General features: G+C 45.2%; 18 protein-coding genes. 13 read left to right on the top strand and 5 right to left on the bottom strand.

Annotated features, from left to right (window positions below):
• Positions 1-89: 89 nt before the first annotated feature.
• The 5 genes from MHH46_RS30610 (at position 90) to pgmB (ending at position 8256) form a co-directional block, all read left to right on the top strand.
• Entirely contained in the window at positions 90-1094 is a 1005-nt protein-coding gene (locus MHH46_RS30610; protein WP_036682112.1) for a LacI family DNA-binding transcriptional regulator, read from the top strand.
• Between the two features lie 335 nt (positions 1095-1429).
• Positions 1430-2851 (top strand): ABC transporter substrate-binding protein, encoded by a 1422-nt coding sequence (locus MHH46_RS30605; RefSeq protein WP_038574978.1) that lies wholly within the window; start codon positions 1430-1432, stop codon positions 2849-2851.
• Positions 2852-2994: 143 nt separating this feature from the next.
• Positions 2995-4113 (top strand): carbohydrate ABC transporter permease, encoded by a 1119-nt coding sequence (locus MHH46_RS30600; protein WP_232061475.1) that lies wholly within the window; start codon positions 2995-2997, stop codon positions 4111-4113.
• The gene (locus tag MHH46_RS30595) at positions 4113-5204 is read left to right on the top strand and encodes a carbohydrate ABC transporter permease (RefSeq protein WP_076191687.1); all 1092 of its coding nucleotides are present in this window, start codon (positions 4113-4115) and stop codon (positions 5202-5204) included. Before MHH46_RS30600 ends, MHH46_RS30595 begins: the two co-directional genes overlap by 1 nt.
• A gap of 46 nt (positions 5205-5250) precedes the next feature.
• The gene (gene pgmB, locus MHH46_RS30590) at positions 5251-8256 is read left to right on the top strand and encodes a beta-phosphoglucomutase (RefSeq protein WP_081387821.1); all 3006 of its coding nucleotides are present in this window, start codon (positions 5251-5253) and stop codon (positions 8254-8256) included.
• Positions 8257-8307: 51 nt separating this feature from the next.
• On the opposite strand, the gene MHH46_RS30585 is transcribed toward pgmB, so the two are convergent.
• From MHH46_RS30585 to MHH46_RS30575, 3 genes are read right to left on the bottom strand one after another with little or no spacing between them, the layout of a single operon-like run.
• Complete coding sequence (locus tag MHH46_RS30585) at positions 8308-9699, bottom strand: aldehyde dehydrogenase (RefSeq protein WP_076191690.1); 1392 nt, start codon at positions 9697-9699, stop codon at positions 8308-8310.
• A gap of 40 nt (positions 9700-9739) precedes the next feature.
• The gene (locus tag MHH46_RS30580; protein WP_076191692.1) at positions 9740-10714 is read right to left on the bottom strand and encodes an aldo/keto reductase; all 975 of its coding nucleotides are present in this window, start codon (positions 10712-10714) and stop codon (positions 9740-9742) included.
• Between the two features lie 36 nt (positions 10715-10750).
• Positions 10751-11623, bottom strand: coding sequence for a LysR family transcriptional regulator (locus tag MHH46_RS30575; RefSeq protein ID WP_076191772.1), 873 nt, complete (start codon positions 11621-11623; stop codon positions 10751-10753).
• Positions 11624-11720: 97 nt separating this feature from the next.
• Here MHH46_RS30575 and MHH46_RS30570 point away from each other — a divergent pair, with 97 nt between their 5' ends.
• Positions 11721-12611 (top strand): DMT family transporter, encoded by an 891-nt coding sequence (locus tag MHH46_RS30570; protein ID WP_036682097.1) that lies wholly within the window; start codon positions 11721-11723, stop codon positions 12609-12611.
• Between the two features lie 86 nt (positions 12612-12697).
• Here the strand turns inward: MHH46_RS30570 and MHH46_RS30565 are convergent, their stop codons facing one another.
• On the bottom strand, positions 12698-13798 hold the full coding sequence (locus tag MHH46_RS30565; protein WP_052097383.1) for an aromatic acid exporter family protein: 1101 nt from the start codon (positions 13796-13798) through the stop codon (positions 12698-12700).
• Between the two features lie 309 nt (positions 13799-14107).
• On the opposite strand from MHH46_RS30565, the gene MHH46_RS30560 reads away from it, so the two are divergent.
• The 7 genes from MHH46_RS30560 (at position 14108) to MHH46_RS30530 (ending at position 21324) form a co-directional block, all read left to right on the top strand.
• Positions 14108-15217: an ABC transporter ATP-binding protein gene (locus MHH46_RS30560; RefSeq protein ID WP_036682445.1), complete on the top strand. Its 1110-nt coding sequence runs from the start codon at positions 14108-14110 to the stop codon at positions 15215-15217.
• Positions 15207-16019, top strand: coding sequence for an ABC transporter permease (locus MHH46_RS30555; RefSeq protein WP_036682096.1), 813 nt, complete (start codon positions 15207-15209; stop codon positions 16017-16019). The genes MHH46_RS30560 and MHH46_RS30555 overlap by 11 nt, the downstream gene beginning before the upstream one ends.
• Entirely contained in the window at positions 16009-16842 is an 834-nt protein-coding gene (locus tag MHH46_RS30550) for an ABC transporter permease (protein ID WP_076191695.1), read from the top strand. Before MHH46_RS30555 ends, MHH46_RS30550 begins: the two co-directional genes overlap by 11 nt.
• Positions 16839-17912: a PotD/PotF family extracellular solute-binding protein gene (locus tag MHH46_RS30545; RefSeq protein ID WP_038573734.1), complete on the top strand. Its 1074-nt coding sequence runs from the start codon at positions 16839-16841 to the stop codon at positions 17910-17912. The genes MHH46_RS30550 and MHH46_RS30545 overlap by 4 nt, the downstream gene beginning before the upstream one ends.
• Before the next feature lie 167 nt (positions 17913-18079).
• A complete protein-coding gene (locus MHH46_RS30540) occupies positions 18080-18754 on the top strand; it encodes a response regulator transcription factor (protein ID WP_076191697.1) in 675 nt (224 codons plus the stop codon).
• Positions 18751-20118 carry a cell wall metabolism sensor histidine kinase WalK gene (locus MHH46_RS30535; protein WP_076191700.1) on the top strand — a complete coding sequence of 456 codons (1368 nt, stop codon included), beginning with the start codon at positions 18751-18753 and terminating at the stop codon, positions 20116-20118. The genes MHH46_RS30540 and MHH46_RS30535 overlap by 4 nt, the downstream gene beginning before the upstream one ends.
• Before the next feature lie 225 nt (positions 20119-20343).
• Positions 20344-21324 carry an alpha/beta fold hydrolase gene (locus tag MHH46_RS30530; RefSeq protein WP_076191702.1) on the top strand — a complete coding sequence of 327 codons (981 nt, stop codon included), beginning with the start codon at positions 20344-20346 and terminating at the stop codon, positions 21322-21324.
• Positions 21325-21390: 66 nt separating this feature from the next.
• Here MHH46_RS30530 and MHH46_RS30525 read toward each other — a convergent pair whose 3' ends face one another.
• A complete protein-coding gene (locus MHH46_RS30525; RefSeq protein ID WP_076124053.1) occupies positions 21391-22212 on the bottom strand; it encodes a class I SAM-dependent methyltransferase in 822 nt (273 codons plus the stop codon).
• Positions 22213-22331: the final 119 nt, after the last annotated feature.

Raw genomic sequence — 22331 nt, 5'->3', positions numbered from 1 at the left:
GTAAGCGCTTTAAAAAATCTGTTGTTATTTCTTAACGGGCTTGCTATAATCACATCGAAAAGTTACCTGAAAAAAAGGAAGTTATCGTTATGAAGCCAACCATAAGAGATGTTGCCAGAATGGCGGAGGTGTCGATCAGCACCGTATCGCGGGTTATGAATGCACCGAATACGGTCGTAGAGAGCAAACGGAATCGAGTGATGGAGGCTGTAGAACGTTTGCAATATCAACCAAATGCGTTTGCACGCGGCCTGATCTACAAGAAGTCTTTTACACTGGGCCTGCTGATTCCGGATATTGAGAACCTGTATTTCGCAGGGGTTATTCGGGGAATGCAGGATGCATGCATCAAGCTCGGATACAGTTTAATGATCTGCAATACGGACCGCGACAAAGAACGGATGTTGTCTTACATCGATAACTTTCATGAGAAGCAGGTGGATGGGATCGTGTTCGCCAGTGATGTCCTTTATCCTGAGACACATGACAAATTAGTCGGTTGTAGAATTCCTTTTGTGTTGGTATCCTCGCATTCTGATGAGTACGACATTCCATCTGTGGAGGTGGATGATGAACAGGCGGCTTACGATGCGGTAAAGTTTCTGATTGATTTAGGGCATAAGGACATTGGCATGATTGGTTTTAACCATGATAACTCCGTATCTGGCCCGCCTCGTTATGAGGGTTTTGTAAGAGCATTAACAGAGTTTGGACTACAGCAGAATATTGTGAAGAGCAAATATGCCAATCACAGGTTCGAACACGCTTATCAAGCTGCGCATGAGTTGTTTACTGATTATCCCGAGCTGACCGCTGTTTTCTGTGTTGCTGATGAATTTGCAATGGGGACGATTTCTTATCTGAAGGATCGTAATATTCTAGTTCCGGGGCAGGTATCTGTGATTGGATTTGATAATTTGCGGATGTCGAGTATGTTCATTCCAAAGCTGACCACGATTGCACAGCCGATTTATGAGTTAGGGTATCGTGCGGCGGAGATGCTGCATGAATTGCTCACAACAGGTGGTGTACAGGTATTGAATGAAAAGATGGAGCATAAGCTGATTGTGCGGGAATCCACGCGGGAAAAATAAAGGCTCTTTATTTTTGTGACCTTCTTCTGAAAAGCTTTTCAGAGCCATGTATCGGTCTTAATTAAAATTTAAATGTTAGGATAGAAAATAGTATGAATTCTTATGAAAAACATCTCATTTTCCGATTGGAAACGGTTACTAATTATGATAATATAAAAAATGTAAGCGCTATTATTAAATTACATTTGTGATGGAGTTTGATTTTAGGATAATTACCTGTCTTCTGAAAAGCTTTGCAAGGAGGTGATCTGCTACAAGCTGCTAATACATGCCAGGGTGCCCGGATGATTGAATAAGATGTTATCTCTATAACCATTAAAGGGGATGTACAAAAGATGAAGAAGATCTCAGGACGTAAAAAGTCGTTGGCTTTAGTACTGTGTTTATCCTTCACAATGACGCTGAGCGCATGCGGTGGAGGCAACAATAATGCGGCGCCTACAGATCCACCGGCGGCAACAGTCAGCCCAACAGCAGATAACACCGAGAAAGCGACAAATGCACCTAGTGCTGAACCTTCGGGTTCCCCGTTAGATTTAGCGATGAAAGGTGAATATAAAGGGACTAAAGTAACCATGTTTGGACCCTTCGTAGATGCTGACCAAGTGAAATTTGAGAGCAGCATTAAAGAATTTGAAGAGAAGACAGGGATCGATATTCAATACGAGGGCTCCAAGGAGTTCGAAGCAACAATAAATATTCGGGTGGACGGCGGAAATGCTCCTGATATCGCTGACTTCCCGCAGCCGGGATTGCTGGCATCGATTGCAAAGACGGGCAAGGTTATCGATTTGACCAGTGTGCTGGATCAAGACAAATTGACGGCTAATTACAACAAGAGCTGGCTCGATATGTCTACGATGGACGGAAAAGACGGGAAGATCATGGCGGGGATTTGGAACCGCAGTAATGTAAAGAGCTTGGTATGGTATCCAAAGAAACAATTTGATGATGCAGGTTACAAGGTTCCTGAAACTTGGGATGAGCTGATGGCACTCACTGAACAAATTGCCAAGGATGGCGATCCTGCCTGGGCTATTGGCATTGAGAGTGGTGCTGCAACGGGTTGGCCAGCAACAGACTGGGTCGAAAATATAATGCTTCGTACGACTACGCCTGAGAACTACGATAAGTGGGTAAAAGGTGAACTGCCATTTACTTCACCAGAAGTAAAAAATGCTGTTGAAATCATGTCTAAAATTTGGCTTAACAAGGATTATGTTTACGGTGGTGCTAAGTCTATCGTGACGACATCCTTCGGGGATGCCCCAGCGCCAATGTTCACTGATCCGCCTAAAGCCTGGTTTAATATGCTCGGTAACTTTATTACAAGCTTCTTCCCTGAAACGGCAAAGGTTGATCAGGATTATGATTGGTTCTACTTGCCGCCAATTGATGCGCAATATGGTAAACCAGTGCTGGTTGCAGGTGATATTTACGCTATGTTCAACGATCGTCCAGAGGTTCGTGCAGTCATGGAATTCTTCACCACGGGAGAGTCGATTAAGAGCTGGGTACAATCTGGCGGCGTTATTGCTCCTATGAATGATGCTTCCCTTGATTGGTATACCTCTGAATCTGATCGCCGGATGGCGAAGTTGGTTCAAGATGCTTCCACACTGCGTTTTGATGGTTCTGATTTGATGCCAGGTAAAGTGGGCGCAGGCACCTTCTGGAAAGGGATGACCGACTATGTGAGCGGTACAGCGACACTGGATCAAGCCTTGGAACAAATCCAGTCCGGCTGGAACAACTAACCTAATATTTAAAGCGCACAGTAAAAAGAGGGGCAGTGAGAAAAGAGGATTGTCTGCCCCTCTTTTTGTTTTCTAACTAGTGAGTTCGATGCTTATGATAAGAGTTTTGCTCCGCAAAACTTATAGGAGGAGCTGGAGCTAATATGGGTGCACAATCACAGCCACAGCCACAAATGCCAACACAACCACAAGCTAGGCCAACCGTCAGCCTGAAGGCGGTAATGCTGTCCCTAGTTGTGTTATTAGCGAATATTGTTGTTAACGGCGCAATCTTTTTATTCTTCCGGGATTCCACATTAAATCCGCTGCTAACAGCGGTTCTGGCTGTCCTCTGGGGAGTTCTAGGTGTTTATCTGATTTACTATACGCTGACGTGGGCGGTTGAGCAGTACCCGGATCATATCCGGCGTAAGGTGCTGCCTTATATCTTTATTGGTCCGGCAGTGATTATTCTGGGCTGGTTACTGGTCCTGCCTGCACTGCGAACATTATATTTGAGCTTTTTTAATGCTTCTTCAGAAAAATTTGTGGGTCTGAGCAATTATGCAGCGATCTTTAGCGATCATCTGATGGCAACGGCATTGCGTAACAATTTACTTTGGGTATTCGTTGGCACGCTTGCTTGTGTAGCATTCGGGCTCTTAATTGCTATTCTTGCCGATCGCAGCAGCTATGAGAAAATCGCCAAATCGATCATCTTTATGCCGATGGCTATTTCCTTTGTAGCGGCAGGAGTCATTTGGAAATTCGTATATTACTATCAACCGGGTGACGAACAAATCGGGCTGTTGAACGCAATTGTTACTTATTTTGGGGGAGAACCCCAAGCCTGGACGAGTATGCTTCAGCCATGGAATAACTTTTTCCTCATTATTATTTTGATCTGGATGCAGACGGGATTTGCAATGGTGATTTTCTCGGCAGCAATCAAAGGGGTTCCTGACGACATTTTGGAAGCTGCACGAGTGGATGGAGCAAATGAGGTGAAGATTTTCTTTGGAATCATGATTCCATATATTTCATCAACCATTCTGACAGTGACAACGACCATTATCGTCTTTACGTTGAAAATATTTGACGTCGTCATGGTGATGACAGGAGGTCAATACGATACAGAGGTTGTTGCTACACAGTTCTACCGGCAATTCTTTATGTACCGTAATTTCGGCTACGGCTCCACGCTGGCTATTGTTCTACTGATCGCGGTGCTGCCTGTAATCATAATCAATCTACGTCAGTTCCGTAAGCAGGGGGGATTCTAATGGCTGGCAAAAAGAAGAGAAAAGGCAGCAAAACGGTTGTAAATATCGTGTTGGGTGTGATCTGTTTTATTTGGCTGCTTCCGACTCTTGGGCTATTTATTTCCTCCTTCCGTCCGGCTGCTGACATTCTGCAAACCGGATGGTGGAAAGCTTTTCCTCATCAGGAGTGGAAGGCTGGAGAGACGATTCAGCTATCCAAGGATGTGGATCTTCGGGAGCCAATTGAGGTGAACGGTAAAACTTATACAGATGATGAGCTGAAGGCTGGCGTGAAGGCAGATGGCAGCCGGCTTATGTGGGAGAATCGTAGAGCACGTACCGTAAATGAACAGATACAAGGTTGGAAGATGACACCGGATCTCACGCTGGATAACTATAATAATGTGCTTTCCGGTAAGGAATACAAGCTGAAACAGGCTGATGGTAGTGAAACGGTGCAAAAAGGCTCCGGATTGTCACAGGCCTTCTGGAATACGCTAACGATTGCTGTTCCAGCAACAGTTATTCCGGTGCTGATCGCTTCTTTTGCTGCATATGCTTTTGCCTGGCTGCGGTTTCCTGGGCGTAGAATTCTTTTTGTGATCATTATTGCAATGCTCGTCATTCCGATACAGGTTGCGCTTATTCCAGTGCTTAAGGATTATACCGCACTTGGGCTAAACGGAAGTTATCTGGGAATTTGGCTGGCGCATACGGCTTTTGGATTACCGCTGGTTACGTACTTTATGTACAACTTTATCAGTCAATTGCCGAAGGATTTGTTCGAATCGGCTTTCATGGATGGGGCAAGTCATTTCACTATATTCGGTAGGCTAATTCTGCCTCTATCAGTGCCAGCACTGGCTTCTATCGGGATCTTCCAATTCCTATGGGTGTGGAATGACTATTTAGTCTCATTGATTTTTATCGGCAATCAACCGTCTGTGCAAGTCATGTCGATGAAAATTGCCGATTTAGTAGGCTCACGAGGCAACGATTGGCATTTACTTACTTCGGCTGCATTTATCTCTATGCTGATGCCGCTCGCTATTTTTTTCCTGCTGCAAAAGTATTTCGTCAGAGGGCTTATGGGTGGGTCGGTGAAAGGTTAATGATTTAGAACCCGAATGAAACTGTGATCAGGGGGAGCTTAGAGAGATGAAGATGAAACCATACGTACATCCGACGGCGGTATATCCTTACCGGGAGTGGAGTCTTGATGAGGAAGCTTATAGTGAAGAGAACAATCAAAGAAGCGAGAGTATTTTTGCGCTTGGCAATGGATATATTGGCATGCGCGGTAATTTCGAAGAAGGTTACCACGGCAGCTCAGGCTCGTCTGTAACAGGCAATTATTTGAATGGTTTTTTTGATTCGGAGCCCATTGTATATCCAGAAGGAGCCTACGGATATCCATCCCGCAATCAAGCGATGCTGAACGTAACAGATGCCAAGATTATTGAACTGAGTATTGAAGGGCAGACCTTTCAGTTAAACAGTGGGCAAGTGCACCATTATGAACGAAAGCTGGATATGCGAAGCGGGGTTCTGCATCGGCAGGTAGATTGGGAATCTCCAGCTGGTCACCGGGTACAGCTTCATATCCGGCGGATGGTGACTTTGCAGCACAAACATCTGGCGGCGATAGATTATGAGGTTAAAGCGCTGAATTTCAGCGGAGTGCTTACCTTCACTTCGTCCATCGACGGCAAGATCCAAAAACCTAAGGTAACGGATGATCCCAGATTGGGCTCGGGAGGCAAGGAGCCCAGTCTGCTCCTGGAGGATACCGGTCATGAACCGGGACACTCCTTCTTATGGATGAAGCAGCGGACGCGGCATACCCGGTTTGCCCTATTAACAGGGGTAAGTCATAAGCTCGATTCAAGATCTGAGGGTAAAAGGACCGTGCAGCATGAGGGGCAGAAATTATCCGTGCAGTTTGTCGTCCCGGTGGAGCGTGGGGAAAGCGTCTCGCTAACCAAATATATCTCTTACCATACCTCTAAAGATTATCCAGAAGACGAACTACTTAGTAGAAGTACTGAAATATTACACTTAGCAGACCATAGCGGGTTTGAAGCGCTTGCCCAGGAACAGCAGGCTTATCTGGATCGATACTGGGCACATACGGATGTGGAGATTCATGGTGATCTTGCGCTTCAGCAGGGCATTCGCTTTAATGCTTTTCAACTGCTTCAATCCGTAGGCCGTGATGGGGTTACGAATATTGGAGCCAAGGGATTAACGGGTGAAGGATACGAAGGGCACTATTTCTGGGATACCGAGATGTATATGCTGCCCTTCTTTACGTTCACACAGCCGGAGATTAGCCGAAAGCTGCTCGAATTTCGTTATGCCACGTTAGACAAAGCACGGGAGCGTGCAGCGGTAATGTCGCAGAAGGGAGCCTTGTTCCCTTGGCGGACTATAGACGGGGCAGAGAACTCTGCGTATTTCCCGGCAGGCACGGCGCAAATGCATATTAATGCGGATATTGCGTATGCCATCAAGCAGTATGTACTGGCTACCGGAGATTATGATTTTTTGGTTACGAAGGGAGCGGAAATTTTATTCGAAACTTCCCGCTTTTGGTTGGACTTGGGGTACTTTAATCCGGCTAGGGGCGGTGTCTTTTGTATTGATGCAGTAACCGGTCCTGATGAATATACAGCTATCGTCAACAATAATGCATACACCAACTTTATGGTACAGGATCAGCTTTATTATGCACACGAGATGGCAGGGATATTATCTAAGCAGTATCCTGAGCATTTTGAACGCCTGAAGCAAAAAATCGGTCTGACTGAGCATGAGACATTAGTGTGGCTGGAAGCGGCGGACAAAATGTTTATCCCCTTTGATGAGGGACTTGGTATTTATGCTCAAGACGACACGTTTCTCTCCAAGAAAAAATGGGATTTCGAGCATACACCAGCTGACAAATATCCGCTGCTGCTCAACTACCATCCGCTGGTAATTTACCGTCATCAGGTGTTGAAACAGGCGGACTTGGTAATGGCGATGTTTCTACTGGGTGACCAATTCAGCTTGGCGGATAAGATCCGGAATTATAATTATTATGAGCCGCTGACGACGCATGATTCTTCATTGTCACCGTGTATTCACAGTATAATCTCTGCTGAGATTGGTGATTTGACGGGAGCCTATTCCTATTTTGACCGCACGGTACGGATGGACTTGGATGATATCAACCGCAACGTAAAGGATGGACTGCACACTGCTGCTATGGCAGGCTCCTGGCTGTCGATTGTGAATGGTTTTGGTGGCATGCGCTTATGCGGCGGGATGTTATCATTTAATCCTAGTGTGCCAGCGCAGTGGGAGAGCTATCGGTTTAAAATAACATGCGCTGGACAGCTATTGGATATTTTTGTGAGTGATACAGAAGTGATCTATACACTGCTGGAGGGCGAAGAGCTTGAGATTATGCATAAGGGAAACCTTATACAGTTGTCTGCACAGAAGCCGCTGAGGCTTTCGAATGTGAAGCAGCTTGAAGCTGTTATTTTCGAGCTGGACGGGATAATTACTGACACTGGAGAGTATCATTATGAGGCTTGGAAGGATCTGGCGGATGAGCTTGCGCTTTCTTTTGATCGAGAGAAGCATAAGAGTCTTAAGGGCCTAAGTCGAATGGAATCTTTAGAAGTCATTCTGGAGAGTAGTGGACTGAATTTGCCGCAACCGGTAAAGGGAATGCTCTGCAACAAAAAGAACGAGAAGTATAGACAGCTGGTTCAGCAAATGACGCCTGCTGAGCTGTATCCGGGTATCCACAGCGTGTTGTCCGATTTGCAGCAAAGAGGGATTGCTATCGGACTGGCTTCAGTGAATGAGAATGCGCTGCTGATTCTCGAACGCTTGCAGATCGGGCATTGGTTTCAGGCGGTGGCTGACCCTGGCAACTTGCGTAGAAGCAAGCCAGATCCAGAGATTCACTTGCAGGTTGCGGAGATGCTGGGCATATCCCCAGACTGCTGTGTGGCGATTGAGGATACCGAGGAAGGAATAGCCGCAATTAATGCTGCTGGTATGAGGTCAGTGGGAGCTGGAGTGGCGCTCGTAACCGGGACCGCGGATCTATGTCTGGCTTCCACCGCAGAGATAAGTGTTGAGAAATTGTTAGAGCTGTTTGCGTAGTTACCCTGATAAGCAGCAAACCTCCCGATCATGGGAGGTTTGCTGCGTTGTTTATTTCATTACTTTTCGAACCAGCTTCACTTTATTGCCATAAGGAGGATACACGATTCCGAGGTCGATCCGTGTGCCTCGCTTGACGATGCTTTTATGATGGGAGAAGACCTCAAAGCTATACTTCCCGTGATAACCCCCGATTCCAGAGTTTCCTACTCCACCAAACGGAAGATAAGTGCTCGCCACATGTGAGATCGTATCATTGATACACCCTCCCCCGAATGAGACCCGGGACAGCACCTCTTGTTCTACACTCTTATCCTCCGTAAATAGGTATAGTGCCAGTGGCTTTGGATGTTCATTAATACTCTGAATGGCCTCATCCAATTGATGATATTCCAATATTGGGAGAATCGGACCGAAGATCTCATCTTCCATAGCAGCATCCGTCCAAGTGGCAGGATAGATTAAAGTAGGCTCAATATAACGTTCTTCTGGCACGATGGTGCCGCCCATAATCACCTTGCTCTGATCTCGCGCAATGAGGTCAGCAAGTCTTTGCAGCTGGCGATCATTCACGATCCGGCCATAATCTGTATTAGGCTGTGCATCCTGACCGTAGAACTCAGTGACGTGATGTTTGAGTTTGGTAATCAATTCTTTGGCAATATCCTTGTGGACTAACAGATAATCCGGTGCAATACAGGTTTGACCCGCGTTTAGCAGCTTGCCCCAGACAATCCGTTTCGCTGCAACATCAAGATTAGCGGTCTTATCAACAATAACCGGGCTTTTCCCGCCAAGCTCCAAGGTTACAGGCACTAAATTTTTGGCTGCCGCTTCCATAACGATTTTGCCGACAGGCACACTGCCTGTAAAAAATATATAATCAAACTTGGCGTGGATCAGTAAATTAGTGGTCTCTTTTTCCCCTTGAATTACGCGGATATACTGCGGCTCGAAGGTCTCTTGAATAAGCTGTTCAACCACGGACGAGATGGCAGGTGTGCTCTCAGATGGCTTGAGGACAGCGCAGTTACCAGCGGCAATGGCGCCGATCAGGGGCTCAATCAGCAACTGAAATGGATAATTAAACGGGCCAATAATGAGCGTTGTGCCGTAAGGCTCACTTAAAATATAACTTTTTGCAGGAAATAAGTGCAGCGGCGATCGAACCTTTACAGGCTTCGCCCAACGCTTAAGATGTTTCATCATGTAGCCGATACTGTCCAGCGTAAAGCCGATTTCTGTGGCATAGGCTTCGAACTCACCTTTTCCTAAATCCTGTTGTAGTGCGGTGATGATACGTCCTTCGTATTGTTTAATAATATTCTTAAGCTTGAGCAGCTGCTGGAGACGAAAAGAAACCTCCTTAGTTACGCCGCTATTAAAAAAAATCTTATGCTCTTCAAGCATTCCTTGAATGCTGTCAGCTGTATAGGTTGTCATTAATCTTTCCTCCATCCTTGTAAGAAGTTAGAGCATACGACTATGGGAGCCGGTAAAAAGCGAACGGCTCGCGATAACGGAAGGAATCACTGGCTTCATCCAGCTTGGCCGAAGTTTCTTCATTAAGTACAAGTGAGGTACTAAGCAAATTTTGTTCCAGCTGTTCCACACGCGTAGCCCCGACAATAACCGTCGAGACGGCAGGCCGATTCATAAGCCAAGCTAAGGAGAGCGCGGTAGATGAGGTTTCCATTTCCTCAGCAATTTGACTCACTTGGCTTCCGAGCTTGATCCGGTCAGCATCAAGGAATCTTTTGAAATTAGGATCGGTATCTGCTCTGGACCCCGATGGCGCTGAGTCGCTTGTATTATATTTGCCTGTGAGAATCCCGCCAGCTAGTGGAAAGTATGGAATGATCCCTACACCTTGATCCAGGCAGAGCGAAAGGAGCTCATTCTCCGGTGTCCGGTCTGCTAAGGAGTAGCTGCACTGAATTGAAGTGTACTTGGTGAAGTTGCGTGCTTCACTAATCCCAATCGCCTTCATTAATTGCCATGCTGTATAGTTGGAGGCCCCGATATAACGGACTTTCCCCGAGGATACCATATCGTCCAAGGTTCGTAAGGTTTCTTCAAGCGGCGTATAGGGATCAAAGGTATGAATCTGGTATAGATCGATATAGTCCGTCTTAAGACGGCGAAGGCTATCTTCAAGCTCCTGCAGCAAATGGCGACGGGAGGAGCCGCTACCGTTAGGACCCTCATTTTTGACTAAACCTGCTTTAGTTGCTAGAACAGCCTCATGTCTCCTACCTTCCAAGGCCAGACCGATGATTCGCTCGGATTCTGAGCCAGCGTAAATATTAGCAGTGTCTATGAAATTAATTCCCTGATCAAGCGCAGCATGTACAATCTGAATGGAGGTCTCTTGATCCGCACGTTTGCCGAAAGCGTTCGTTCCCAGTCCTAATGCGGATACCTGTAATCCGCTATTTCCTAGTCTTTTAAAGTTCATCCTCAGCACTCCTTATCATCTATTAATTAATCCATTTTATTTTTGAGTGAAAAGATCCAGCGCTGTCTCAATGAAGAGCTTTACAGCAATTGAAGTGTCGGCAAGCGAGCTGACCGCAATTTGGATATCTCTATAAGCATCCGGCTGCAGCTCACGGGTAACCACATTTGGAGGCAGAGATAACAAGGACAGTTCAGACATCACGCCGATCGCCAGTCCCTCCTGAACCATATTAAGAGCTGTTGCAAAGTTATTAACCACATATTTTACATTCAGATGGCTATTACTTCTGCGGAATAGCTCTACAACAGGCGGTTCATATCCTGCTTTGCAAATCAACATGGGCTCGTTCGCTAATTCCTGCACACATACAATGGATCGCTTTTGCAGGGGATGGTCATCTCTAAAAACGGCAAACAATTTCTCTCTATATAATGGAATGGTTTCGAATTCTGCACTGGGAGCGAGCAATAAGCCAACATCAATTTCTTTTGAATCCAGCCATTCTCTGACTTCAGCGATAGAACCCTCCTGTAAGCTAATCGTAATATTTGGATATCTTTTAGTGATAGAGCTAATAATCTTCGGTAGAAAATGAGCCGATGCCACAGGGAAAGCTCCAATGCGGATACTTCCTTTTTCAAGACCTCTCTCCGCGTAAATCTCCTGATTGACCTTATCAAAGCCCATTAGAATTTCACGGAAAATAACAAGAATACGTTTGCCGATATCCGTAAGCATCAGGCCATTACGCCGGTCTCGAAGCAAGAGCTTCACGTCTAATTCGGCTTCGAGGGACGAGATCGCCCGGCTGACCGCAGGCTGTGTCATATTCAGTTCTACACCAGCTTTAGTAAAGCTGCCGCTTTCGGCGATTTTGACGAATAAACGAATTTGAGTATTGTTCATAACAAATATGATATGCCCCTTATGATTATTATTCATTTCATTTATGCTCTTGTTTATTGTATCATTTGTGATGAATCTACACCAAGGAAGTGAACAAATGAATCAGCAGAAGAAAAGTATGATCCTTCTTATTTTTTTGGTGATTGTATGGGGCATTAATTGGCCTATATCCAAAATCGCCTTAGACTATGCTCCACCTCTATTATTTGCAGGTATTCGAACCGTCGTAGGCGGTATTATTCTGATTCTAATTGCACTGCCCAAGGTGAAGGAGCTTCGCTTCAAGCAGCTCTGGCCGATCTATCTGATCTCGGCGGTACTTAGTATTGTGTTCTATTATGGATTTCAGACAATTGGCTTGCAGTATGTTCCGGCGGGATTGTTCTCATCGATTGTATTTTTGCAGCCTGTATTGTTAGGTATTTTTTCTTGGCTGTGGTTAGGTGAGAGCATGTACGGGCTTAAAATGGCTGGTTTGCTGCTTGGCTTTCTCGGGGTAGCCTCTCTTAGTATCGGCGGAATTAATGGGAGTATCTCCATATGGGGAATTGTGTTGGCTTTAGCCAGTGCCTTAAGCTGGGCATTAGGAACAATATATATGAAACGGAATGCTGTACGTGTGGATATGCTGTGGATGACGGCTATGCAAATCACGATCGGTGGCATCATTCTGCTACTTTCGGGATCAGCTACGGAGAAATGGTCGGATATCACCTGGAGTGGAACCTTTATTGTGGATACCTTGTTTATCGCAATCTTTGTTATTGCTCTGGGCTGGCTAATTTATTTCAAGCTGATTAACGAAGGAGAAGCAGGAAAAGTAGGTTCATTCACCTTCTTGATCCCCCTGATCTCGATAGCAACCAGCGTAGTTTTTTTGAAAGAGCAGATTACCATAAACCTTGTGATCGGATTATTGCTGATTGTCAGCAGTATTGTACTGGTAAATGTGAAGATAGGGCGTGCTGCCAAACAATCAGTCAGTTAAATTTGTTGGATGGTTGTAGTAACCAATCGTGCTAAAGGGCATTATGTCTAATAGGGATTGAACATAAAAAAAGGACACTCCCAAGCTTAGAGCTTCTGGGAGAGTCCTTTTTTAATTAAGCGTATAGCGCGTGTGATTTCAGCTGTTGAAGGCCGAGCTGCAACTACGTAAGTAGCAGAACTAGCGCGTTCCACTTCTTCGAGTACCCGGTTTAAGTGACTGAAGAGCGCTCCTAGATCACGAACTGATGACAGTGAGCACCGTCCTTGCAGTTCAGAGAAGCTGGCCGCCTGCAAGTCGCGGGCACGATGCAGACAATCTGTAAGTGAACGTTGGCATTCAGCCTTGGATAAGGTCTTGGTACCATAAACAGCTATACAATCGGCTGTTGCCTCCAGCACTTCCAGCATCCAGTCAGAATTGGCATGATGTGCTGGCAGCAAGCAAATATCGTCGGCAATTTCTTTAACATAGGAATGAATGGTCTTTAGATGTGCTGTGGCTTGTATAAGTCCCTTTAGATCACCACGACACTGATAGTGAGCAATGGTATAGAACATTTCCTTCTGTTGTTGATTGCTGGCAGACAGCAGTTTACCTGCTTGCTCCAGCATATTATTATCCTTTGATGAATCTCTTCTTATGCCTACGAGACCTTTTAAAGCATCCGAAAGTAGAAGGCTTCCATCGAGTGCCAATGCTTTTACCTTGACGAACCTGTTCGGTGGAACGATAATCATATTGATGATCAAGGCAATGAGCACACCAATAAAGGTTTCGGCGACTCTCCACAGCACGTAATCATTGTGATAAAAGGTAAGGGCCAGAACCGAGGTTACCCCCACCTGCGAAACCGCTTGGATATTCATCCGACAGGCTGTGGCAATTCCAATCCCGATGAGCAGAATTAGCAGAATGGAAAATGCACCTACATCGAAGAATTGGCCTACAATCAGGCTGACAATTCCGCCGATAATAATGCCGATCAGGCGGTAGATTCCTTTTTCAAGTGAAGCCTTCACACTGGCTTGAGTAATTAGAATGGCTGCAAGCGGTGCAAAGTATAAATATTGGTCACCATATAAACTGTGTACGGCTACCCAGGATAGTGATGCGGCAAGCGTAATTCGTATCATGTAAAGCGAGAATCCATATTTTTCAAGGCGGTCTAGTAACCCCTCGTTCATTATCATTCATCTTCTTTCGCAAAAATAAGAAAACCACACTGGCTTTTCAGTTCGTTTTCATTATAGCACCTCAAAAAGGGCAGGGAAGACTGGACTTTTTACAAACTTGTTAAGTTTATGCTTAGCATTTAACAATGTAAGCTATCGCATATAATGGTACAATCTAATATGCTATATCTATTGGAGCGTCGAAGGAGAGGGAAAATTGTCGCTTATTAGCGCTGAGCATACTCATTTCGATTGTTCTCCGCAAGATGCGGGTAAAATAGTATTGTATTACTAAGGTAAGGGAGGTTGTTAGCTATAGCTATTCAGGAAGGTACCATCATTTCATTTGAAGAAGTTACTAAGCAATATGACGACGAAGATCCGGTGTTAAAAGGAGTCAGCTTTGAGATAGAGCGCGGCAAATTCTATACACTACTTGGTCCATCTGGCTGTGGTAAAACGACTATTCTTCGATTGATCGCCGGGTTCGCTGAGCCAACGAGCGGTTCTATTTATTTAAATGGAAAAGTAATTAACCACATTCCCGCCAATGAGCGGCAGGTCAATACGGTATTTCAGGATTACGCATTGTTTCCACACCTGAACGTATTCGAGAATGTGGCTTTCGGACTGCGCATTAAGAAGCTTAAGAAGGATGTTATCACGAAGAAGGTGCAGGAAGCGCTAAGCTTCGTTAACCTTGTGGGTTATGAGCAGCGTGCGATTAACGAAATGTCCGGCGGTCAGCGCCAGCGGGTTGCCATTGCCCGGGCGATTGTGAATGAGCCACAGGTTCTACTGCTGGACGAGCCTCTATCGGCGCTAGATCTCAAGCTGCGCACTGAGATGCAGTACATACTGCGGGAAATGCAGCAGCGGTTAGGCATTACCTTTATTTTTGTAACGCATGACCAGGAAGAGGCACTCGCGATGTCCGACTGGATTTTTGTCATGAATAAGGGGAAAATCGAGCAAAGCGGCACCCCTAACGATATTTATGATGAGCCGATTAACCGTTTTGTGGCGGATTTTATTGGCGAATCGAACATTGTGCCGGGAGTTATGATCGAGGATTATCTGGTGGAGTTTAACGGCCGCCGCTTCGAATGTTTCGATGCCGGGCTTAAACCGAATGAATCCGTAGAGATTGTTATTCGTCCTGAGGATTTGGAAATTTCTACGCTGGAACAGGGTAAACTACGTGTGCGGGTTGATTCCCAGCTGTTCCGGGGCGTGCATTATGAAATCAGCTGTTATGATGAATCCGGGCATGAATGGCTTGTGCATTCTACACGTAAGGCGACTGTAGGCAGTGAAATTGGCCTTTATTTTGATCCGGAAGCGATTCATGTTATGCGTTTCGGTGAAACGGAGGAAGAATTCGACAGACGTCTGGAAGCTTATGGCGAGGTGGAGAGTCATGAAGAATAAGGGCAAATCGTACTATCTCATCCCTTATTACCTCTGGATCGCATTGTTTGTAATTGCACCGGTAGTGCTTGTCATCTATTATTCGTTATTTGATTTGGATGGTCATATTACTCTGGATAATTACGTCAGTTTCTTCACCCCTGTATATTTAAAAATGACGCTGACCTCGTTCTGGTACGCGTTTCTGATTACAGCATTCTCTTTGCTGGTTGCCTATCCGGCGGCTTATCTGTTGACGAGAACCAAACATAAGCAACTGTGGTTATTGCTGATTATTTTGCCGACATGGATTAATTTGCTGCTAAAAACCTACGCTTTTATAGGGATATTCGGGACATTTGGTCCGATCAATAATTTCTTTGATCTGCTTGGAATCGGAGAACAGCAAATTCTGTTTACGGGCTTCAGTTTTGTATTTGTATCTGTCTATATTTTTATTCCGTTTATGATCCTGCCGATATACAGCGCTTTGGAGGATTTGAATTTATCCTTGCTGGATGCGGCACGTGATTTGGGGGCTTCGGGCTGGACCACGTTTAGACGTGTTATTTTTCCGCTGACCATTTCGGGAGTACGCTCAGGCTGTATGGCAGTATTCATACCTGCGCTGTCCCTGTTTATGATCACCCGTCTGATTGCAGGCAACAGGGTCATTACGCTGGGCACCGCAATCGAGCAGCATTTCCTGGTCACTCAGGACTGGGGCATGGGTTCTACAGTTGCAGTGTTTCTGATTGCCATTATGGCGCTGTTTATGATTATCACAGGCGGATCGCGGAAAGGGGCGCGGAATGAGAAATAAAAATGGATTCTCTAACCTCTACCTAGTTCTGGTGTTCATTGTTCTGTATGCTCCTATCTTCTATTTAATGTATTATTCGTTCAACAGTGGGGGGACGATGCATAAGTTCGAGGGCTTCACGCTGGATTACTACCGTGAGGTGGTCCAAGATAAGCGCCTGATCATCATCGTAATCAATACGCTTGTGATCGCGCTGCTATCCTCGGCTATTGCGACCCTTATCGCTATTATTGGTGCGCTGGCCATTAAAAGTGTGCAGAATCGCCGCGCCAAGAACACCTTGCTGTCTCTGAATAACGTGCTGATCGTCAGTCCAGATGTCATTATTGGTGCTTCGTTCCTTATCCTGTTCACCATAGCTGGCATCAAGCTGGGTTTCGCGTCTGTTCTGTTCTCACACGTTGCATTCAGTGTGCCGATTGCCGTATTGATGATTTTGCCGCATCTACAGGAAATGAGCCCTACATTAACGGATGCAGCCCGTGATCTTGGGGCAAGCCGTAAGGATGTGCTGACTAAAGTAATTTTGCCGATTATTAAACCAGGGATATTCAGCGGATTTTTTATGGCGCTTACGTATTCACTGGATGACTTTGCGGTTACGTTCTTCGTAACAGGCAACGGTTATTCGACGTTATCGGTTGAGATATACTCTAGAGCCCGGCAAGGGGTGTCGCTATCGATTAATGCGCTGTCGACAATGATCTTCCTGTTCACCATTCTGCTTGTGGTTGGTTATTACTTCCTGACCCTTAAGAAAAATCGCCATAACACAGCAGAAGCTGTGGCGGAGCCTGTTGCAGAAGCGGGGGTGCCTAGATGAAACAGCTGATAAATGCTTTTCTGGCGATCCTTATCACGGCATTTGCGCTCATGTACTTGGGCTCTTGGATGAATTCGAGAGAGGGTTATTCAGGTGGGAACACACTGACTATCTATAACTGGGGCGACTATGTTGATCCCGATCTATTGAAGGAATTTGAAAAAGAGACCGGCTTAACAGTCATTTATCAAACCTTCGATTCCAATGAAGCTATGTTGACCAAGGTTGAGCAGGGCGGAACTACCTTTGATGTTGTAATCCCTTCGGATTATGCCATTGCTAAGATGAAAGAAGAAGATCTGCTCATCCCGCTGGATCATAGTAAGATTTCGAATCTAAAGAATATTGATTCACGCTTTATGGACCTTTCGTTTGATCCGGGTAACAAATATTCTGTGCCTTATTTCTGGGGGACCGTCGGGATTATTTTCAATCCGGAAATGACTAAAGGCATGGACTTCACCAGCTGGGATTCTCTCTGGGACAGCAGACTGCATAATAACATCTTCCTGGTGGACGGAGCCCGTGAAGTGATGGGCATGGCTTTGAACAGCCTGCATTATTCCGTTAATGACAAGGAAGAGGCACATCTGCAAGAAGCACTGACTAAGCTCAACAAGTTGTCTCCTAACGTGAAGGCGATTGTCGGTGATGAGATCAAGATGCTGCTGGCAAATGAAGAAGCTGCGGTTGGGATTGTCTGGTCCGGCGATGCTTCCGAGATCATGGACGAGAATGATAAGCTGGATTATGTAGTGCCGGAAGAAGGCTCGAACAAGTGGTTTGATAACATGGTCATCCCTCGGACAGCGAAAAATGTGGATGGAGCGCATCAGTTTATCAACTTCATGCTCCGCCCAGACGTTGCTGCTAAGAATGCAGAATATGTAGGTTATTCCACGCCTAACATTCCTGCGCTGGAGCTGCTTCCTGAGGAAACTTCTGAGGATACCCGGTTCTATCCACCTGCTGAAATTACGGACCGGCTTGAAGTATACGATAACCTTGGCAAACGGATGCTCGCTCATTATAATGAGCTGTTCCTAATGTTTAAGATGAATAAGAAGTAAGCTGACTAAAGCTAAAGCGAAACGACATTAAGAGCGTCTATACGGGTAACCGTGTTAGACGCTCTTTTTCGGTTTGATCATCGTGTAGTCTCAAGACAACAGACAGTTTAGCCGAAAGTATAATATAGTATAATAGTAAGAATGGACAACAGGAAAAGAGGAAACGAATGCCTACTATACTGGTTGCTGACGACGATGCGAACATTCGCGAACTTGTCTGTTTATTTCTCCGCAACGACGGATTCGAAACAGTTGAAGCTGTGGATGGCAAGGAAGCGCTCGCCGTATATGCTGGAACACATGTCGATCTTGTCGTGCTGGATATTATGATGCCAAATATGGATGGTTGGATGCTTTGTAAGGAGCTCCGCAGAGCTAATCCTGATCTTCCATTACTTATAGTGACTGCCAGAGGCGAAACCTGGGAGAAAGTGAAGGGCTTCGAATTAGGCACGGACGATTATTTAACTAAACCTTTCGATCCGTTAGAGCTGACGGTTCGTGTTAGGTCATTGCTGAAACGATATCGGATTGGCTCCACGCAGATGATCCAAATTGGCAATGTCATCCTTGATCGACAGACCTATAAGGTGATGAAAGGCACGGAGTCATTTGCCTTACCCCTTAAGGAGTTCGAGTTGCTGTACAAGCTTGCTGGAACCCCTGGACAAGTCTATACGCGCGAGCAGTTGATCGATCAAATTTGGGGAATTGATTATACTGGAGATGATCGGACGATTGACGTGCATATTAAACGCCTGCGTGAACGGTTTGCGACTACCCCTGATTTTCGTATTGAGACGGTGCGTGGACTTGGCTACAGGCTTGAGGTGTACGAATGATTAGATCCATATATACACGCGTTGTACTGACCTTCTTAGCCTCAGTAATCGGGGGCACAATCATTGCTTTGTTTGTTGCAACTTGGGTATTCGAAGATAAACTGAACGAGAACTCGCGAATTCCCTTATTGCATTTTGGGCAGGATATTGTCAGGGTTTACGAGACCTTCCCATTTCGTGAAGCCAACTCTTTCGTAAGTGGAATGAAGCAGCTTGATTCCTACCACATCCGAATTTTCGACGAAGCGGGTAAATTCCAATCTTACGGAACGCTTAATGGGCACAAGCCGGTCCCTGTAACTATGGAAGAAATAAAAAAAGTTCTCGCAGGAGAAGTATATCAACCTCATAACAGGAATATTTCTGCGCTTCTCCTAGGCTTACAACTGAGAACGGAAGACGGCACCAAAGCGATGTTTGTGGAGACGCTTAATCCCCCTTCCGTCACTGCCAGAAGGAACTTGGTATTAAATTTCTTGCTCTATTCATTGATAGCTGGAAGCCTCTTGATTCTGGTAGCTGCAATGTTCTTAGTCAGACCGATCAAGAAGCTAACCAAAGCGACCAGAAGAATAGCAGCTGGTGATTTTAACGTCGAGCTGAATATTAAGCAAACCGGTGAGCTAGGTACCTTGGCTCGCAGCTTTGAAGAAATGATGCACGATCTGCAGCAGCTTGAGCAGATGCGTAAGGAGTTTGTATCCAATGTGTCGCATGAGGTCCAGTCTCCGCTCACCTCAATATCTGGGTATGCGATTGCGCTCAAGCGAGTAGATCTTGCAGAACAAGAGCGAAATCGTTATCTGGATATTATTATCGCTGAAGCAGAACGGATGTCTAAAATGAGTGACAGCCTGCTGAAGCTGAGTTTATTAGAATCGCAGTCCCAACAGCTACGGCTAACTACATTCAATCTGGACGAACAGATAAGAAGAGTAATCGTAGCGATTCAGCCGCAATGGTCAGCTCGTAACATCAGCTTCGACCTTGATCTAAAGCCTATTATCCTACTGGCTGATTATGACCTGTTAAGTCAGGTATGGACCAATCTCCTTGGCAACAGCATCAAGTTTTCTAAGGATAACAGTGTAATTAACGTCAGCCTCAAACAAGATATCAACAACGTGACCGTTCGGGTAACAGACATTGGCATCGGGATTTCACTTGAGGATCAGCAACGTATATTTGAACGGTTCTTTAAGGCTGATCGATCCCACAGCCGTAAATATGGTGGCAGCGGGATGGGACTTGCCATTGTTAAACAGATCGTAACGCTTCATAAAGGGGATATCCGCGTGGAAAGCGAACCCGGCCAAGGAACGACCATCGTTGTCACCCTCCCAATTATAGCGCCGACAGAGTAATTAGCTTCCAGGCGGTGCCTTGCGAGGGCTTGAATGCATCCCGAATTTTTCATGCTACAGCAGTACAGGCAAGTTTTCTTGTCTTGTGCTGCCGTAGCATTTTTTTTACCTGTTCATTTTCAGTTCATATTGTCGTCATGAGGGGTACATCTTTGTTAGTTATGATCTCATTAGCGAAACGTTAAGGGAACTTAATAAACAGATTAAAGACAGGAGAAGATGAGGGTGACACAACAAGAGGACAAAAAAACGGGGAATGGACAGAAAAAACATAAACTGCGTAACCTGTTGCTCAAAATATTAGGAGCAATAGTGATCGTGGTCGTACTTTTTCTAGCCGTTGTCTATACAGTTAATGTGATCAGCAACAAAACAGATCAGAAAAAAATACAGCACTATGGTCAGTTAGTCCCTGTTGACGGGAAAAATATGAATGTTTTGATTCAAGGAGAAGGTAAACAGACGATCGTGCTCATACCAGGCTTTGGAACAGGAGCGCCAGCGCTTGATTTCAAGCCGTTGATTGATGAGTTATCACCATTCTACAAAGTGGTGGCGGTTGAACCGTTTGGGTATGGACTCAGTGATGAAACGAAAAAAGAACGAACTACAGAGAATATCGTTAGTGAAATTCATGAAGCCGTTCAGAATCTTAATATTGACCAATACATTCTAATGGGCCACTCGATTGGAGGTATTTACGGATTGGAATATGCGAAGAAATATCCAAACGAAGTGAGTGCTTTTGTGGGTATTGATAGTAGTGTTCCGGAACAAGGCGGTATGGATGTTAAATTTCCAATTAAAAAATTAAAGCTGCTTAAAGATTCAGGGATTATAAGATTGGGCTTGCAATTAAGCGGTGACCCTTATGATGGACTGCCATTTGATGATGAAACCAAAAAACAAATGAAATTGATTTCGCTTAAAAATATGAACAATTCCACTACCTTAAATGAAATGGAACATATTTATCCTAACTTTGTTGCCTCCAGAGGCTTAACATTCGACAAGAATCTTCCCATTATCTTCTTTATACAAGCGAATAATACTACCGTGAAAGACTGGATTCCTCTACATGAAGGGCAAGTCAAGGATTCTGTGCATGGAAAAGTAATGACATTTGAAGGCGGACATTACTTACATCATTCAAAATCCAAAGAAATCGTAGAGAACCTAAGGGTATTCATGGAGGAAGTTAAATAAAAAGAAGAAAACGCTCCGAACTCCTCATATGAGGGGGCGGGGCGTTTTTTTGGTTGTGATCGAAGATTATTTGATGCCGATTCTCATTCGGTAGCTGATCAGAACCTCTAATGTTCTGCCTTTAAAATGCTGTTCAACTGCGGCGGTGTAATCGGCGATGTCTTGCTCAAGCAAGGTAGCGTCTAGTTTCATTACGGTTTGCACTCCCCCTTGACTTAGGGTTAAACCAATATATCGCTGGGCATCGCAGGACTCTAGGTTGTGGAATACGATTTCTCTGGCAAAAGAGAAGGCTCCACTAGCTTTGATCCGTGACAAATGACCTTCTTTGTCCCATTTATGTGCTCTCTCCTCATTAGGTAAAAGCGAAGCCAGCAATTCTTCTGTTTTGGAGATCAGCTGGTTGTATCGTTCTTCTACATTTTGCTGAAGAGATAAAGGCCAATCGCAATCGTAGGCGGCAAAGACTCCGCCTTTTTTTAAGACCCGGGAGATTTCTTGCAGTGTACTTTCAGGATCCATCCAGTGGAATGATTGCGAGCAGGTAACTATGTCTACACTATCTGATGCAAGCGGAAGCTGGTTAGAGTAGCCTTGCACAAAAGTAATTGATTGGGGTGCTTCTAATCTGCTAAGTTTATCGATTGCTTTTCCCAACATATCTGGATTGGGTTCGATACCGATTACGCGTTCTGCGACATCGTTCCAGAGAAAAGTAGACAAACCCGTACCGCAGCCTATATCTGCGACGAGTGAAGGGGTGGTACCTAGGTAATCTGTTAGCAATTTGATAATCATCTCAGGGGCTTCGGGACGGTAGCGGTCATATTCATTTTGAAAGCCCAAAAAGCGGTCGATGTTTTGTTTGCTGTTTTTTTCAGGTATCATGTGATCCTCCCTCATAGATCATGTTTATAGGTCTATTGTATAATCACTGGTTCGATAAGCCAAATAATGTCTGGCTGGAAGGCTACGTAGAATAAATAAAATCCCCGGAGAACACCTTA

Origin of the sequence: Paenibacillus sp. FSL H8-0175 (assembly GCF_045040615.1) — a bacterium.
Taxonomy (GTDB): domain Bacteria; phylum Bacillota; class Bacilli; order Paenibacillales; family Paenibacillaceae; genus Paenibacillus_AQ; species Paenibacillus_AQ odorifer.
Note: the sequence above shows the minus strand (reverse complement) of the source record. Positions and strands in the feature narration are given on the sequence as shown.